This window comes from Halomonas sp. H10-9-1 (genome assembly GCF_040147005.1).
GTDB lineage: Bacteria > Pseudomonadota > Gammaproteobacteria > Pseudomonadales > Halomonadaceae > Halomonas.
Map to the genome: position 1 here is coordinate 2747727 of NZ_JAMSHO010000001.1, position 15799 is coordinate 2763525.

At 60.9% G+C, this 15799-nt stretch carries 15 protein-coding genes and 1 pseudogene; 2 read left to right on the forward strand and 14 right to left on the reverse strand.

Features of this window, described 5'->3' with window-relative positions:
* Positions 1-148: 148 nt before the first annotated feature.
* The gene (locus NFH66_RS12590; protein WP_349610573.1) at positions 149-1507 is read right to left on the reverse strand and encodes an AICE element replication initiation protein; all 1359 of its coding nucleotides are present in this window, start codon (positions 1505-1507) and stop codon (positions 149-151) included.
* A 282-nt stretch (positions 1508-1789) separates the two neighbouring features.
* Complete coding sequence (locus NFH66_RS12595; protein ID WP_349609129.1) at positions 1790-3145, reverse strand: IS1182 family transposase; 1356 nt, start codon at positions 3143-3145, stop codon at positions 1790-1792.
* Positions 3146-3560: 415 nt separating this feature from the next.
* Between NFH66_RS12595 and istA (NFH66_RS12600) the strand changes: the two genes are divergently transcribed.
* Together istA (NFH66_RS12600) and istB (NFH66_RS12605) are read left to right on the forward strand one after the other, a co-directional pair.
* Positions 3561-5099: an IS21 family transposase gene (istA, locus tag NFH66_RS12600; RefSeq protein WP_349610574.1), complete on the forward strand. Its 1539-nt coding sequence runs from the start codon at positions 3561-3563 to the stop codon at positions 5097-5099.
* A gap of 16 nt (positions 5100-5115) precedes the next feature.
* Positions 5116-5871 (forward strand): IS21-like element helper ATPase IstB, encoded by a 756-nt coding sequence (gene istB / locus NFH66_RS12605; RefSeq protein WP_349610575.1) that lies wholly within the window; start codon positions 5116-5118, stop codon positions 5869-5871.
* 339 nt (positions 5872-6210) lie between these two features.
* Here istB (NFH66_RS12605) and NFH66_RS12610 read toward each other — a convergent pair whose 3' ends face one another.
* The 12 genes and pseudogenes from NFH66_RS12610 to NFH66_RS12665 form a co-directional block, all read right to left on the reverse strand.
* Positions 6211-7158: a hypothetical protein gene (locus tag NFH66_RS12610; protein ID WP_349610576.1), complete on the reverse strand. Its 948-nt coding sequence runs from the start codon at positions 7156-7158 to the stop codon at positions 6211-6213.
* 551 nt (positions 7159-7709) lie between these two features.
* Positions 7710-8426: a recombinase family protein gene (locus tag NFH66_RS12615; protein WP_349610577.1), complete on the reverse strand. Its 717-nt coding sequence runs from the start codon at positions 8424-8426 to the stop codon at positions 7710-7712.
* Positions 8427-8443: 17 nt separating this feature from the next.
* Positions 8444-8896 (reverse strand): DUF2787 family protein, encoded by a 453-nt coding sequence (locus NFH66_RS12620; protein WP_349610578.1) that lies wholly within the window; start codon positions 8894-8896, stop codon positions 8444-8446.
* A gap of 156 nt (positions 8897-9052) precedes the next feature.
* On the reverse strand, positions 9053-9796 hold the full coding sequence (locus NFH66_RS12625) for a hypothetical protein (protein WP_349610579.1): 744 nt from the start codon (positions 9794-9796) through the stop codon (positions 9053-9055).
* Between the two features lie 46 nt (positions 9797-9842).
* The gene (gene istB, locus NFH66_RS12630) at positions 9843-10640 is read right to left on the reverse strand and encodes an IS21-like element helper ATPase IstB (RefSeq protein WP_349607618.1); all 798 of its coding nucleotides are present in this window, start codon (positions 10638-10640) and stop codon (positions 9843-9845) included.
* Positions 10641-10765: 125 nt separating this feature from the next.
* A pseudogene (istA, locus tag NFH66_RS12635) lies at positions 10766-11650 on the reverse strand (IS21 family transposase); the annotation flags it as partial.
* Positions 11651-11809: 159 nt separating this feature from the next.
* A complete protein-coding gene (locus tag NFH66_RS12640) occupies positions 11810-13165 on the reverse strand; it encodes an IS1182 family transposase (protein ID WP_349610580.1) in 1356 nt (451 codons plus the stop codon).
* Positions 13162-13530: a helix-turn-helix domain-containing protein gene (locus NFH66_RS12645; RefSeq protein ID WP_349610581.1), complete on the reverse strand. Its 369-nt coding sequence runs from the start codon at positions 13528-13530 to the stop codon at positions 13162-13164. Before NFH66_RS12645 ends, NFH66_RS12640 begins: the two co-directional genes overlap by 4 nt.
* Before the next feature lie 239 nt (positions 13531-13769).
* On the reverse strand, positions 13770-14090 hold the full coding sequence (locus tag NFH66_RS12650; protein WP_349610582.1) for a YkvA family protein: 321 nt from the start codon (positions 14088-14090) through the stop codon (positions 13770-13772).
* Entirely contained in the window at positions 14083-14445 is a 363-nt protein-coding gene (locus tag NFH66_RS12655; RefSeq protein ID WP_349610583.1) for a hypothetical protein, read from the reverse strand. Before NFH66_RS12655 ends, NFH66_RS12650 begins: the two co-directional genes overlap by 8 nt.
* Positions 14446-14513: 68 nt before the next feature.
* Positions 14514-15338 carry a hypothetical protein gene (locus NFH66_RS12660; protein ID WP_349610584.1) on the reverse strand — a complete coding sequence of 275 codons (825 nt, stop codon included), beginning with the start codon at positions 15336-15338 and terminating at the stop codon, positions 14514-14516.
* Between the two features lie 10 nt (positions 15339-15348).
* Positions 15349-15594, reverse strand: a complete 246-nt coding sequence (locus NFH66_RS12665) for a hypothetical protein (protein ID WP_349610585.1) — start codon at positions 15592-15594, stop codon at positions 15349-15351.
* Between the last annotated feature and the right edge of the window lie 205 nt (positions 15595-15799).

The following is a 15799-nucleotide window of genomic DNA, read 5'->3' on the forward strand; positions in this document are numbered from 1 at the left end:
ATCTCCTCCTGACCGGTGGTGACACGATAAGAGAAAGTCTGGGCGGTACCCGTCGACACCCGACGACCCGACGCAGTGGCCAGGCCGATCGGTAGGGTGACAACGGGATAAAAGGGGCTGCGGATGATCCACAGCCCCTCCAGGCGGGTTAGTCTTGCGTTAGCTCGGCAAGACGGGGGCAATCAGCCTTGAGCGAGATCTTGACCTGGCGATTGCGGCTACGGGGCAGACGCTCCAGCTTGACCCCAAGGGCATCCAGTGAGGCGGCATGCTGGGTGAAGCGACGTCCCAGGGACTCGGGGTTGTGCGGCCACTGATGGAAGTGCGCGCGAATATCCCGATCGGAGACCAGCTCTTCCAGTAGCGGCAGGAGCTCACTACAGGTCCCTACCCACGGACCATCGGCACAGTAGAGCAGCGCGAAGTTGTAAAGGGCATTGGCCAGCGGTTGCTCCCCGATCGAGGATTCGTAGGCGCTTGCCTGATTATCGGCGTAGGCGTCTTCGAGGTAACCCGCATCGAGGCCCATGACGTGCTCGCAAGCAGCCAGCCAACGGGAAAACTCCAGCATCCGCAGGGGGCGCTGAGGTTCCACATGTTCCATGACGTTGAGCGCCTGAGCCGCCAGCTCCAGTAGTGCCCGGAAGATCCCACCTTCATGCTCGGTGAGGTAGTCGGCCATTTCGGCCTCACTCACACGCTGATCGGCATCCAGGGCTTCCAGATGAACGAAGAGGCACCGGCTGCTGAGATCCGGCTCGGTAACCGGGTTGACGATACCGTTGAGCACCAGGCTGGTCTGGAGGGTCGACACATGTGGGTCGGCATCCGTATAGAGCTTTCGCTTCAGGACCTCCCCACCGGTCGACATCTTGCAGAGCCTATCGCTGATAGGACGGGACAGGTTGCGCACGTTGTCGATGATCGGCATGTAGGTGAAGCTGGTCGCTACCGCCAGGTCATCAATGTTGCGCGGCAGGGCCATCACGCTCATCTTGCTGGGGTCGACGAACTTGCGCAGCACCCACTTGCAGAATGAGCTTTTGCCCGAGCCTTGACCGCCTAACAGCACCAGAAATACCTGGGAGACCATAGGGTCCAGGGGGTGCGACAGGACGAAGGCCATCCATGCAAGCAGCAGGTACTTCTCCTCTTCCGGCGTGTTGATCAGGTCGAGCAGCGGGTTCAGGCCATCCAGCTCCGGGTCTGACACTTCAGCGGGCATGGGGAAGGCCGCCATCCCCGGACGCCTGAGCATGACGACCTTCTCCCCATCACGGACAATGTGAACCTGGCCACCTTCGAGGACCGCCAGCGCACCATCATCATGGCGAAGGTCGATAATGCGCTTCAGCCGGTGCTCACCGTAGCCAACGGCGCAGTACACCCGAACCTTGTTGCCGAAGTGCTTTACCTTGGTCTTGAGAACGACAAGCGCCTTTTCGACCGCTTCGGGAGAGACGTCTTCGCCCCGTTCCATCAGCTCGACGTACAGCTGGTTGACCATGTCCTGACTGTCGACCGGCCTGGCAATGGGGTTTCCCGGCTGCCTCACCAGAAGGGTCTGATTCGAGCTTTCATCCTGAGCCAGGTAGCCACTTTCTTCGAGGAGCTTCTGGACCTTTGCATCTAGCAGTCTGTCGGGTTATGGGTGTCGCTCACAGTAACGACACCCACTTCTCTCCATTTTCGTGTTGGCGCCGGCCATGTCAGCAACCTGGCGTCGTTCGGCAATCCTGGAGTAGCCTGAGCGCTTGTGACACCGCCCTATCAGGCTAAGGGACGGCCCTCAGCCTGCTGCCAAGCGATGCATCCGCTTGATATTCCATGCCAGGGTGGCCAGTCGCCACTCACCGCTGACCTTATCCAGACCGCGTAGCGAGAACTGCCGGAATCCCATCACGTGTTTGATGATCCCGAAGACCGGCTCCACCGTGTGCTTGCGCAGCGCATAGAGCGCTCGGCCCGCCTGCGTCTTCAAGCGGTACGCCATGTGCTCGACAGGGTCCTCGCTCTCCGGTGCGGGCGGGTCCGCGGCGAAACGTTCGAAGACCGGAAGGTGATGGACATCACGCCTCATCGCCAATAGCGGTTCGATACCATGGTCATGGCAGGCCTGGATATTGGCGGTACTGAAGTAGCCGGTATCACCCAGCAGGTGGTCAGGCTTGCCCAGCGTCTCCGGGTAACCCTGCCAGGCCGTCAGTAACGGCATGACTTGCTGCTTGTCGTTGGTCGCCTGAGTGACGTGGACATGGGTCACCAGCAGACTCTCGGTATCGACGGCGGCCTGGGCGTTGTAGCACTGATCAAACCCCTTGCCGGTGACCGGCATGATGCGAGACTGCGGGTCGGTGAAGTTGATCTGGTCCTTGTCACGCGGGCCGCCAGTCGGCGGTTCGGGATCACGCCCACGGGGCTTCTTGCCGGCCTTGCGCTGTGCGTCTCGTCGCGCCACCTTTTCCTGGTAGGCGGCTTGCTCGGTGGCGTCCCGCTCCTCGGCACGCGCCTCGATCTTGGCCTTCGCCTCGGCGATGGCCGCCAGGCGTGCTTCACGGCGGGCAATCTCGGCGGGGATATCCATGCCATCGGCCGCATCCTCCTTGTCCGCCGACTCGGCCCGCTGCGTCAGCGCTTTCACCTCAGCCCTGAACTGCGCCTCCAGCTTCTTGGCGTGGCCATACGATAGCGCCTTGTGCTTGCTGGCGTTGGCCTTGAGCTTGGTGCCGTCCAGGGCGATGGTGCCGAGCTTGAGCAGCTTCATCTCGCGGGCCAGCAACAGCACCTGCACGAACAACTGTTCCAGTTCCGGCAGAAAGCGGCGGCGAAAGGTGGCCAGCGTGTCATGGTCGGGATGGGTATTGGCGGCCAGGTAACGGAACGCCACCGAGTCATAGGTGGCGCGCTCGATCTTGCGGCTGGAGACCACCCCGGTGGCGTAGCCGTAGACCAGCAGGCTCAGCAGTACCGCCGGGTGATGCGCCTTGTGCCCGCGGCCGGCGTAGCGCCGCGTTAATGCCGAGAGGTCCAGCTGCTCGACAACATCCACCACGAACCGTGCCAGGTGGCCATCGGGCAGCCACTCATCCACCGAAGGCGGCAGGAGATAGTCGGTCTGGCGGTCAACGGGGATGAAGCGACTCATGGCGACGTTCCAGTAGTGGCGGCATGCTGAGAGTATCTCACGGCATTATCGAAAACCCGACAGACTGCTAGAGGAAGATCCGGCTCTTTGTTCTTACCGGCAGAACTACCCTTCCTGCTAGGCTGCAGGGCGGGTTTTGGTGCAGCATGCCCCTCCCCAGCTTTCTTATCAGCTGCCCGAGGGGTGCGTATTCCGGGCCATCGTGACCGCCCGTTCCGATCTATCGTGACCGACCATTCCGGGCCAACGTGACCGGCCATTCCATTTCATCGTGACCGATTTCGGCCTCTTTCCCGGAATCCGCGGTCACGATGTCGGAATCCTCGGTCACGTTCCCGGAATCTCACCTAACTCGCTGGAATGATTCGGACTTTTACGGCATACCCCTCCTTTTGTCTTTGCCCTGGAGGTGGACATGCCAGCACCGAGGATTCCCATGCGAACCATCACCGAGGTGTTGCGCCTCAAGTACGACGCCGGCCTCAGCCACGAGAAGATTGCGCGGGCCTGCGGCCTCTCCAAGGGCGTGGTCAGCAAGTACGTCAGCCTGGCCCAGGTGGCCGGCATCCGCTGGCCGTTGCCCGACGGCACCGACGAGGCGGCGCTGGAGGCGCGGCTGTTCCCGGCCAAATCGCCGCCGATGCGCTTCTCGGCGCCGGACTACTTCCAGGTCCACCAGGCGCTCAAGCGCAAGGGCGTCACCCTGCAGCTGCTGTGGGCCGAGTACGTCGAGGTCCACGGCGACAAGGCCTACCGCTACAGTCGGTTCTGCGATCATTACCGCGCCTGGCGGGACCGCCAGCGGCGCAGCATGCGTCAGGTCCACCGCGCCGGCGAGAAGCTGTTCATCGACTACTGCGGCCCGACCGTGCCGATCATCAACCAGGCCACCGGCGAGGAGCGACGGGCCCAGGTGTTCGTTGCCGTGCTGGGCGCCTCCAGCTACACCTACGCCGAGGCCACCTGGAGCCAGGCGCTGCCCGACTGGATCGCCTCTCACCAGCGCGCCTTCCAGTTCCTGGGCGGTGTCCCCGAGCTACTGGTGCCCGACAACCTGAAGAGCGCCGTGACGCGGGCATGTCGCTACGAGAGCCAGCTCAACGCGACCTACGCCGAGATGGCCCAGCACTACCAGGTCGCGGTGCTGCCGGCGCGGCCTTACAAACCCAAGGACAAGGCCAAGGCGGAGGCCGCGGTGCTGTTGGTGGAGCGCTGGATCCTGGCCCGACTGCGCCACCACACCTTCTTCACGCTGGCCTCGCTGAACCAGGCCATCCGCGAGCTGCTGGAGGATCTCAACCGCCGACCCTTCCAGGGCCGCGAGGAGAGCCGGCGCGATTTGTTCGCGGCCATCGACCGGCCGGTGCTGCGCCCGCTGCCGGAGACGCCCTACGAGTACGCCGAGTGGCGCAAGGCCAGGCCCGGCATCGACTACCACCTCGACCTCGACAAACACTTCTACAGCGTCCCTCACAGCCTGGTCGGCCAGGTGCTGGAGGTGCGCCTGACCCACGCCATGGTGGAGGTGTTCCACAAAGGGCAGCGGGTGGCGGCGCACCCGCGCCACGCCCCGGGACGTTTCTCGACCCTGGCCGAGCACATGCCCAAGCGTCACCAGGCCCACCGCGACTGGTCGCCAAGCCGCTTCCTGGACTGGGCGAAGGGCATCGGCGTCGCCACGCTGGAGATGACCCAGCGACAGCTGCAGGACCGCCCCCATCCCGAGCATGGCTACCGTGCCTGCCTGGGCCTGCTGCAGCTCAGCCGGCGCTACGGCAAGGGCCGCCTGGAGCAGGCCTGCGCGCATGCCCTGGCGATCCCCACCACGCGCTACAGCAGCATCGCCTCGATCCTCAAGCAGGGGCTGGATCAGCAGCCGATGCTGACGCTCCCCGAGGCCCTCGACGACCTGCCGCCCCACACCAATGTGCGCGGTGCTGAGTACTACCACTGACCCGAGGAGACGACCGATGATGACCCAGCCCCTGCTCGACACCCTGCGCCGCCTCAAGCTGACCGGCATGCACGACGCCCTGGCTCACCAGCTCACCCAGCCGGACACCTACGACCTTCCGTTCGAGGACCGCCTGGGCATGCTGCTCGACCGAGAGGTCCTGCATCGCGATAACCGTCGCCTCGACCGGCTACTGAAGGCCGCCAGGCTGCGGGTGATGGCCTGCGTCGAGGACATCGACTACCGCCACCCCCGCGGCCTGGAGCGGGGCCGCATGGCACCGCTGACGAGCGGCGAGTGGATCGGCCAGTCACTCAACCTGTGCCTCACCGGCCCCACCGGGTGTGGCAAGACCTGGCTGGCCTGCGCGCTGGGCAACCAAGCCTGCCGGCAAGGCTACTCGGTGCGCTATCTGCGGGTACCGCGCCTGTTCGAGCAACTGCGCATTGCCCAGGGCGACGGCTCTTACGCCCGGCTGATGGGCCAGCTGCAGAAGACCGACCTGCTGATCCTCGACGACTGGGGCATGCAGAAGATGACCGCGCCGCAGCGCCAGGACCTGATGGAGGTGATCGAGGACCGGCACGGCCGGGGCTCGACGCTGATCGCCAGCCAGCTGCCCATCGAGCACTGGCACGACTACATCGGCGCCGCGACGGTGGCTGACGCCATCCTGGACCGGCTGCTACACAGCGCCCACCGCCTGACACTCAGAGGAGAATCGATGCGCAAGAGCGCCTCCCCGCAAGCGGCAGAAGTTGACCCATCGTGACCGGTCAGCTTACAAAACCAGAGCCAGCGAGAGAGGAGTGAGCAGATCGGTCACGATCCCCGGAATGACCGGTCACGTTCGTCGGAATACGCAAGGGGAGTACACCTTACCAGATCGCTTTGGCCGCACACCGGATTGGCGTAGATTAACGAGATTTTGATCTACCTTCTTCTCGCCAGCTTTTTTGAGCTGCTTCTTGTCAGAATGGTTGGCCTGGCTTTCGACTTTCTTCTCGTTCTCGTTCTCGTTCTTCATTTTCAACACCATTTTCTTTTTAATAGACGTAGTTGGCTACCAGGGGGCTGTCTGGCCCCCTGCATCACAGGTTGTTCTTGAAAGTTAAATGCGGACCAGAAGATCCCTGGATTGGCGGCAATACCGGGAGTTGATGTGCATCGTCCAGCTGAGGTCATCCATCTGGGACGACGACAGGCCCAGCTCATCCGCGACCAGCCACAGCCAGCGAATCCCGTCATGGGTGTCAGCGTTGCGGGTACTCACCCGCTCCGTTGTCCAACGTTCGCTGACACGGCGCATTAGCGACATCAGCTCGGGACGAAGCATGCTGGCGAGGTCCCGGGCCTCTTCCATGAGGCGGGGTAGATCGGGGTACACGACGTTGATGCCTTTTGCGCCATCGGGAGCATACTGAAGCGCTGGTTCGACCTTGCTACCATGATGTTTGACGACCATGATTGGCGCATAGCACCCAAACTTGGCGCGGATGCTGGCAAGCTCCTTGGCGATGCTTCCCTGGCGCGGCGTGGTAACTACAACAAGGTCTTCGTTACGAATAGCGGCGTGTAGGTCCTGAAAGCTATCCAGGCCATTGACGCTTTCCAGGCCCGTGATTGGCAGCGGAAAGGGGGTATCTTTCCCCGGTTCCACCAGCTCACGGCATAGCGCTGCTACCGGATAGCTCTGTGGACCCAGCAGAGGTACTTTAGTTTGCTCACCACGGTGGCTTAACGCCATCATCTGCGTGATGGCAGCTTTGAACACCGTCTTGATGGCGACGTTGGCTGGTCCATGACCACTGTGGGACAGGACTGCAGCGAGGCGATCTTCTGCATGACCATCCGAGAAAGCATCCGAAGGCAGTGCGGATGTGTCATCTACTCCTTCGGCACCGAGGTCCTGAGGGGTAGGGTCGTCCTGACAGCAAGAGTGACAGTCTTCGACGTCATACACTTGCTCCAGGGGTAGGCCATCTCTAGTGCAAGTGATGGTGATTAGCGATGGTTCAACGTGATTCGCCCTGTAGTGAGATAGGTGTGAAGCATTCATGAGCAATTGCTCCTTGAACTGTGGTACGTAATGCCCTTTTCAGGGCTCCCACAGGCCAAGCGATACGGGCCAGAGTCACTGATGGTTTCGTAGTCAATTTCATAGTATTCAGCCTCCTAAGTAATACGCTCATGGACGGTAAAAGTATCAGGGAAATTCGCCTTCATTGGGGCCAAAACTGCTGGCCAATATCAGTACATCATGCGGCGGTTTTCGTCTCGGAGCTCGGCTTTCAATCGTTTGGGTCTTGGGTTTCTGGCACCAGCCTCGCTGGCCTGGTCTGCAGAATTTAGCACACCTAATAGGGCGTTCAAGTGGCGCTTCCTGTCTATGACTCTTGCCCAAACAGCTGCCTCCGCCAAAAACCGAAATTCCCAACACGCTGAAATTAAAGAGAATTTTTATTAAGTATAATTAGCATAGCGAGAAATCCCCTTTTTTGCCTGGTTTTATCGCCTTAGTGCTCAAACCCTGTTCTCCCTTAGTACCAACCATGAGATCACGGTGAAGCAGGCGTGAATTATTTTCTATTTTACTAACTATACTTTGGCTTATGCGTCGCTGCTGTGCCTCAACCTGCTGATCGTCGCACTTGTGAACGGCCTCCCCTGGTAGGTGGTCAGCCCCCTCCGATTGAGCGCCTCGGCGATGGCGACCCCACTGCGTAGCCCCTCCTGCTCCTCCAGATGCTGAATGACCCGCTGGATACGCTGCTTCCACTGTGCCTGGGCCTCGGAGCGCTGACGGTTGGCGGTGGTAAGGTCGTGATGGCGGATAGCATCCAGTTCCGGGTTGCCCAGCCTTGCCCCCCGGGCCTTGGCGGCCTGGAGGGCATGCTTGGTGCGCTGGCTGATCATGCGGGCTTCGTGCTGGGCCATCGCGGCGAGGATGTGAATGGTCAACTGATCCACATCGGGCAGGTCGCAGAGGGTGAAGCGGATACCGCGCTTCTGCAGGCCGGTGATGAAGTGCAGGTCACGACTGAGGCGATCCAGCTTGGCGACCAGCAAAGTGGCATTGGCCAGCTCGGCGTAGTCGGCAGCCTCATGGAACCGGGGGCGATCGGCACGCTTGCCTGATTCCACCTCCTGGAACTCGGCAATCACCTGCCCCTCATACTGCGCCAGGTAGTCGTTGACGGCTTGCTGCTGGGCCTCCAGCCCCAATCCCGAACGGGACTGCTTCTGGGTACTGACACGGTAGTAGACGACATAGCGGCGTTCGCTCATGGACGGCTCCGGGGTGACGGTGATGATGGGTGTCGGCATCGTGACTTCCTGTGGCCTCAGTTTTCCCAGACCACCTCAACCTCATAGACGCCGTTGCGGTAGTAGCTGAGGAAGTTGGTGACGTAGAGATTGAAGAACTCCCCTACCCGGCTCAGGCCGATGGGTGGCAGGTGACGCACCAGGCATTGGGAGACCCCGAATTCAAAATCGACCTCGGCTTGCAGCTCGGCCTGATCGGCAGGGCCCACATAGCTAAAGTCGGTGAGGTAGTCGAGGCGGTAATGGCCGTTGGCACGACCCAGGCGGATCTCGACCGGGTGATAGCCACCTAGCAGAGGGTCATAGCCAGGATCACGGAAGACCAAGGTGATACCGAACAGCGGGTCTTCCTTGGGTAGAGGCGGTGTCGTGGTATAGGCACGCTCGATCTCCTTGAGCAGCACATCGGTGAGGGCCTGCGGAATGGGCAAGGCGGTATCGGTTGTGTCGAGGGTGATGGGAAAGCTCATGGGGAACTCCAATGGGTAAGGGCCATGCGCAGCGGCACGGCGTCTGGACATAAAAAAACGGCATAGCCCCCGGGAAGGTGCTATGCCGAATCCTGCATTTCGCTAAACGAACCTTTTGCGTGATGAAAAACGCCCATAGGCGGGCGGGTCTATGGATTAGCCTTCAGTCGCCGTCCTATCGGGGTTTTCGGCATCAGAATCGGGCGATTCCGGGGTTTCCTGATCGGCAGCGTCATCCATGGCAGGTAGTGAGGTGGAAGACTTGGCATCGGCGGAAGCCTTCTCCTGCGCCATCCGCGCTTCCCGTCGACGCTGCTGTTCGGCCAGGCGCTCCTGCTTACGAGCTTCCTTGCGGGCGTTCTCCTCGGCGACGTCGTCATGCAGGGCGGTCCCCTCCTCCACCAGTGTCGCTACCTGCTGATCAAAGGCAGTACGATCCTCGGCGGCATACAGGATCAGCGGTTGTTCCTCTTCCACTTCCACGATGCCCTCGGCCTTGAGCGCGGCCCCCAAGAAGCCATGGTTGTTGGCGCCCTTCTGCTGATACAGCGGCTTGAAGAGAATCGCCTTGAAGCCGTGGCCATTCTCAGCGCCCATAACAGCCTCGATATCCTGCAGAGCAATCCACTCCTGACTGAAGTAGCCGCTGGAGGCATTGGCGGTCACACGAAGGAAGACCTGGCCATCCTCGTCACGGTAGCCAAGGTGGTAGGTCAGCTCCCCATTGCCACGCGGGCTCAGCTTGGGACAGGTCGCCTTCTTGAGGATGCGGATCGTAGAAACCGGTGACGCGGCTTGCTGATCCTCTGGCGTCGGGTCGACGGGTGACGACGGTTGTGGCGCCTTGGCCTTGCGCTGGGTGGCGGTATTCGCAGCAGGCTTACGCTTTGTACGTGTCAAGCGACATCAGAAAGTGACCCCCTGGCGACAGTGAAATCTGACCCCCTTACCCTCTGACGACCTGCTCGTCATGGTGGATGGAATCGGGCTTGATCAGCCCGGCCTTGCGCTTGGCGCGCAGTCGGTAACTGTCACCGCGGATGGTGATGACGTGACTGTGATGAAGCAGCCGGTCGAGGATCGCTGTGGCGACCACGGCGTCACCGAACACCTCACCCCACTCGCTGACCGCCCGGTTGCTGGTGACCAGCAGACTGCCGCGTTCATAGCGCCGGGTGACCAACTGGAAGAACAGGTTGGCCGCCCCGGGTTCCAGCGGCAGGTAGCCCAGCTCGTCGATGATCAATAGCTTGGGCTTGGCGAAGTGCCTCAGCCGCTCCTCCAGGGCGCCATTGGCATAGGCCTGGACCAGTTGGGTGATCAGTGCCGTGGCGGTGGTGAACAGCACGGAGTAGCCAGCCTTGACCGCCTCCCGGCCCAGTGCCACGGCGAGATGGCTTTTGCCCACGCCCGGCGGGCCGAGCAGCAGCAGGGCGTCGCCGTTGGCGATCCAGCGCCCGCAGGCCAGCTCACGGATCTGACCGGGGTCGACGGCAGGCTGGGCGCTGAAGTCGAACCCTTCCAGAGTGCGCAGGAACGGGAAGCGGGCGATGCTCAGCCCCATCTGGATGCGCCGCTGCTCCTTATGGGCCACCTCCTGCTCGCACAGGTAGGCCAGCGTCTCGCGCAGGGTCAGCTCCCGGCGTGCGGCTTCGTCGAGCAGCGTGTCGAGCCGCTCGCGGATGGCGGTCAGCTTGAGACGCGTCAGCATGGCGTCCAGGCGCTCAGTCTCCGGCGTCGTCATCACCAGCCACCTCCCACCACGGCTTCGTACTCGGTCAGGTCGCGCTGCAGCGCGGCCGGCGGCAAGGTGGTCACGATCTCGCTGGACGCCACGACCTCCTCGGTGTCCGCCTTGGGTGATCGGTAGCCGACGATGCCCTGCAGATGCTCCGGCAGGCAGCGCACCTGGCGGCGCCCGCCCAGCTCCGGGTGGCGGGCCACCTCGCGGCCGGCGTGGTGCACCCGCAGTTCGCCGTCGGTCACGCTGACCTGGACAGGCTCACCGACCAGGCGCCAGGGCACGCTGTAGCGGTTGGTGTCGACCTCCACGGTGGCGTCGCGCTGAACCCGCCGGTTCAGCTCCCGGGCCTGCTCGAAGGGCGCCCGATCGTTGAGCGGTTGCAGGCTGGCCTGTTCGGCGATGAAGCGCACCGCCGGCAGCTCGCCGGTGGTGCCATGCACCCGCTGGTCGGCGATCTCGCGCATCCACCAGCTCAGGTGGGCCTCCAGCGCCGCCCAGGTGGCGAAGGTCCGGCCGGCGATGGCGTTACGCTTCACGTAGCCGACGCCACGCTCGTCCTTGCCCTTGGTGCGGGCACGGTACGGCGCACAGGCCACCGGCCGGAACCCCCAGTAGCGGGCAAAGGCCGCCAGCCGCTCGTTGAACACGACTTCGCGGGTCGCCGCGTTGTGGTGGTCGACCAGCGCCCGGGCGTTATCCAGCAGCACCTGCTCTGGCACCCCGCCAAAGTGGCGGAAGGCGCCCTCCAGGCCGGCGAACCACGCCGACTGCCGCTCGTGCCGGAAGGCACGGACGTAGAGGCGGCGGGAGTAGCCCAGGGTGGCGACAAACAGGAAGACCTTGACCGACTCCCCATTGATGGTGATGTGGCGGCTGCCAAAGTCGATCTGCAGCTGCTTCCCGGGCGGCGTCTCGAACCTCACCGTGGCCTTGGCTTCGGCGGCCAGTGCCTGGCGGAACGGCGCGCAGGCGCGTTCCACCGTGCGCAGGCTGACCGTGATGCCGTGCTCTAGCAGTCTGTCGGGTTATGGGTGTCGCTCACAGTAACGACACCCACTTCTCTCCATTTTCGTGTTGGCGCCGGCCATGTCAGCAACCTGGCGTCGTTCGGCAATCCTGGAGTAGCCTGAGCGCTTGTGACACCGCCCTATCAGGCTAAGGGACGGCCCTCAGCCCGCCGTCAACCGGTGCATCCGCTTGATATTCCACGCCATGGTGGCCAATCGCCACTCGCCGCTGACCTTATCCAGTCCGCGTAGCGAGAACTGCCGGAACCCCATCACGTGTTTGATGATCCCGAAGACCGGCTCCACGGTATGTTTGCGCAATGCGTAGAGCGCTCGGCCCGCCTGCGTCTTCAAGCGGTGTGCCATCTGTTCGACGGGGTCCTCGCTCTCCGGGGCAGGCGGATCCGCGGCGAAACGTTCAAAGACCGGAAGGTGATGGACGTCTCGCTTCATCGCCAACAGCGGTTCGATACCATGGTCATGGCAGGCCTGGATATTGCTGGCACTGAAGTAGCCGGTATCACCCAGCAGGTGGTCAGGTTTTCCCAGCGTTTCCGGGTAACCTTGCCAGGCCGTCAGTAGCGGCATGACTTGCTGCTTGTCATTGGTCGCCTGCGTGACGTGGACATGGGTCACCAGCAGACTCTCGGTATCAACCGCGGCTTGGGCGTTGTAGCACTGATCAAACCCCTTGCCGGTGACCGGCATGATGCGCGACTGCGGGTCGGTGAAATTGATCTGATCCTTGTCACGCGGGCCACCAGTGGGCGGTTCGGGGTCACGCCCACGGGGCTTCTTGCCGGCCTTGCGCTGCGCCTCCCGCCGCGCCACCTTTTCCTGATAGGCGGCTTGCTCGGTGGCGTCCCGCTCCTCGGCGCGCGCCTCGATCTTGGCCTTCGCCTCAGCGATGGCCGCCAGGCGGGCTTCACGGCGGGCAATCTCGGCGGGGATATCCATGCCGTCGGCCGCGTCCTCCTTGTCCGCCGACTCGGCCCGCTCGGTCAGCGCTTTCACCTCTGCCCTGAACTGTGCCTCCAGCTTCTTGGCATGGCCATACGACAACGCCTTGTGCTTGCTGGCGTTGGCCTTGAGCTTGGTGCCGTCCAGGGCGATGGTGCCAAGCTTGAGCAGCTTCATCTCGCGGGCCAGCAGCAGCACCTGTACGAACAACTGTTCCAGTTCCGGCAGAAAGCGGCGGCGAAAGGTGGCCAGCGTGTCATGGTCGGGATGGGTATTGGCGGCCAGGTAACGGAACGCCACCGAGTCATAGGTGGCGCGCTCGATCTTGCGGCTGGAGACCACCCCGGTGGCGTAGCCGTAGACCAGCAGGCTCAGCAGTACCGCCGGGTGATGCGCCTTGTGCCCGCGGCCGGCGTAGCGCCGCGTTAATGCCGAGAGGTCCAGCTGCTCGACAACATCCACCACGAACCGTGCCAGGTGGCCATCGGGCAGCCACTCATCCACCGAAGGCGGCAGGAGATAGTCGGTCTGGCGGTCAACGGGGATGAAGCGACTCATGGCGACGTTCCAGTAGTGGCGGCATGCTGAGAGTATCTCACGGCATTATCGAAAACCCGACAGACTGCTAGCTGCAGGTCCTGCAGGACCACGGCGGCGTTGCCGGCATGCTGCAGGAAGCGCGCCTTCAGCCATTCCTCCAGCCCTTCCAGCGACTTGCTGCGCTGCGGGCTCGCGTAGGGTGCCCAGCCGCCCTGGCGCAGGTAGCGTTTGACGGTGTTCCTGCTGATGCCGAGCTCGTCGGCGATGCGCTTGGTGCCCCAGCCACAGGCCTTCAGGCGCAGCATGGCGGCGACATCCTCTGGGCTCTGCATCGGTTCCCCTCGTACCTGAGTGTGGGGAACGTTATATCCGGATTTCTTCATGGGCGGACCCTCCTGATGAGCTCACGGAGGGGTCAATTTTCCGTGTCGCCTGGGGGTCAGTTTTACGTGTCGCCTGACAGTACGAGATGTCATATAGGGATCTCCAGGGTTCACGCACACAAAGCCACGCCGATCACCACCAATTTGGCGGCAGCGAGGCATGATGAAGAGATTTACTAAGGAAAGGTCGGTAAGACGGGTAATCGAGGTTCTATGGGCCCAAAATCGGGTTGAGCCGCTTACTTACGAGCACGACGTCGCATCTCCGGGGTGACGTAGGAATCCAGCATCTTGAGGACACTCATCACCACGGCCAGGTCATCGACAAAGCCACCGGGCAACATATCGGGCATCAAATCCACAGGACTGATCAGATAACCGAGGGCACCGACAGCAGCCGTCTTGAGCGCGACCGGCACACCGGGATCTTGCATCACGTACCAGAGCAGCTTGGCGTAGTAGATGAGATCACGGTAGGTTCCAGGAAGTGACTTCACCTTCTTCCAGAAAGCCCGATTGGAAAAGTGCTTGGCGTAGCCTTGATAGCGGAAGTTAATCATCGGCCTGCCTGGCAAGTTCGTTGAGCACTGAGCAGGCACTGTGCCGAGGAAACAGCACATAGACACCACCGCCATCATCCTGGGTAACCACCAGAAGCAAGTAGTAGTCATCAGGGCCCTTGAGGATGAATTCAGGTGGGTAACGTAAGAATCGGCACTCGTCACCGCGTAGCTCATCGAGGGTATCCGAGGGCAAGACATGATAGAGGCGTGTTCCGGTTTCCCTCCAGAACTGATTGGCTTGCGTCAGGTCACCGCCAAATGCCGACTGTATCAGCTCATGATTGACGAAGGCTTTGACGGGCGCAGAAAGAAAAAGCCCATCCACGAAGGATGGGCAACTGATAAATCGCATTATGAGTCTCCTTTACCGGATAGGCAAAGGAATAATATGTATTTAAAATACATCTTGTTTACGCATTTCTACCGGCCTCGGCTAACGATCTTCGAAAGCGCCATAAAAGGAAGAACCGAGAAGATGACAGCGAATGGCGTCAACACCAACCCAGCAATACCAGAGGTCGCCAATGAAATGATACCAGTCACATAGTGTGCAACAGCAGCTATTGTGGCTTCCACTGCCAACCATATCCCGCCCGGAATAGCTGAAACGGTATCAATGGGATTTAGCACTGTCCCAACAACCATACCCAGAAAAGAAGATGCAATTGCCAGTATACCTTCAGCACCTAGCACGACGATGGCAATAACCATATCGACAAGAAGGTGCCAATACCCTCTGTCAGAAATATAGGCCACTTGATTCAAATACTTCTGGGGGAGATTCACAAACCACGAATACATATACAAGGCATTTGACATGCCATCAAATTCTGCCAAAACCAATGACGATTCCCCACGCCCTTGGTAGCTATGCTGGAAGAGTGACCATGATTTTCCAAAAGTCCCCAGCATGTAGGCTTTTTCAAGATTCTGCTTCGCCTCTCCGGTGAAGCCAAACACTACCCAAGGACGATTATTCTGCCAAGGCTGACCTGACCAAAGGTCTGTCCTTACGTGAGAAGAAGCCGACCACCAAACGACATTCGCTTCATCTACTCCACCACTCTGTTGTTGAATAACATGCTGCTCTTCACAAGTTGACCGCCTTATTGGAGAAACCAACTCTGCGGGGTGGGTAAATCCGCAATATAGCTTACCGGCCTGGTAAGAAAATGGTGCTGCCACCACGTCGCCAGAAGCGACTATAATCAAGGCAACCGCAAGAAAATAATTCCTAAAAAGCATCCCTGCTCTCCTAGTCATAAGTAACGTGCAGCTCTTCCCCAAAAACCTTCTCAAACATCCATGGATCTTTCAGCTTTGCATTTTCGTAGTAAGACACACCATCATCAAAGCAAGCGTAAACTTCCTCGATATCATAAGGGTAAGTGGACATTTCTATCCTGGGCACATGATATTGCGATCGCTGCCTCAGAGGTATCCCGCTTTGCAAGGCCCACATAAATCCAGCAACCTTAGACATTTCAGGAATTTCTTCCATGCGCTCAACTCTTATCTCAGTGTCTACCCATGCCATGGAAGTGTTAATAGCATCCCCTATATAGGAACGAAGTATGGCAGGGCAGAGAGACACAAAAGCCGCATCCCTTTCATCTGGGTCTATAGAGCGACAATTACTCTGGCCGGCCGACGACAACTACTGTGACCGGTTGCCCTAAGCTTGACCGCTTGTCCCGACCCACCAG

Coding starts and splice junctions, on each gene's coding strand:
- NFH66_RS12590 (WP_349610573.1), bottom strand. CDS start 1,507: ATGGTCAACCAGCTGTACGTCGAGCTGATGGAACGGGGCGAAGACGTC.
- NFH66_RS12595 (WP_349609129.1), bottom strand. CDS start 3,145: ATGAGTCGCTTCATCCCCGTTGACCGCCAGACCGACTATCTCCTGCCG.
- istA (WP_349610574.1), top strand. CDS start 3,561: ATGCCAGCACCGAGGATTCCCATGCGAACCATCACCGAGGTGTTGCGC.
- istB (WP_349610575.1), top strand. CDS start 5,116: ATGATGACCCAGCCCCTGCTCGACACCCTGCGCCGCCTCAAGCTGACC.
- NFH66_RS12610 (WP_349610576.1), bottom strand. CDS start 7,158: ATGAATGCTTCACACCTATCTCACTACAGGGCGAATCACGTTGAACCA.
- NFH66_RS12615 (WP_349610577.1), bottom strand. CDS start 8,426: ATGCCGACACCCATCATCACCGTCACCCCGGAGCCGTCCATGAGCGAA.
- NFH66_RS12620 (WP_349610578.1), bottom strand. CDS start 8,896: ATGAGCTTTCCCATCACCCTCGACACAACCGATACCGCCTTGCCCATT.
- istB (WP_349607618.1), bottom strand. CDS start 10,640: ATGACGACGCCGGAGACTGAGCGCCTGGACGCCATGCTGACGCGTCTC.
- NFH66_RS12640 (WP_349610580.1), bottom strand. CDS start 13,165: ATGAGTCGCTTCATCCCCGTTGACCGCCAGACCGACTATCTCCTGCCG.
- NFH66_RS12645 (WP_349610581.1), bottom strand. CDS start 13,530: ATGAAGAAATCCGGATATAACGTTCCCCACACTCAGGTACGAGGGGAA.
- NFH66_RS12650 (WP_349610582.1), bottom strand. CDS start 14,090: ATGATTAACTTCCGCTATCAAGGCTACGCCAAGCACTTTTCCAATCGG.
- NFH66_RS12655 (WP_349610583.1), bottom strand. CDS start 14,445: ATGCGATTTATCAGTTGCCCATCCTTCGTGGATGGGCTTTTTCTTTCT.
- NFH66_RS12660 (WP_349610584.1), bottom strand. CDS start 15,338: ATGCTTTTTAGGAATTATTTTCTTGCGGTTGCCTTGATTATAGTCGCT.
- NFH66_RS12665 (WP_349610585.1), bottom strand. CDS start 15,594: ATGGAAGAAATTCCTGAAATGTCTAAGGTTGCTGGATTTATGTGGGCC.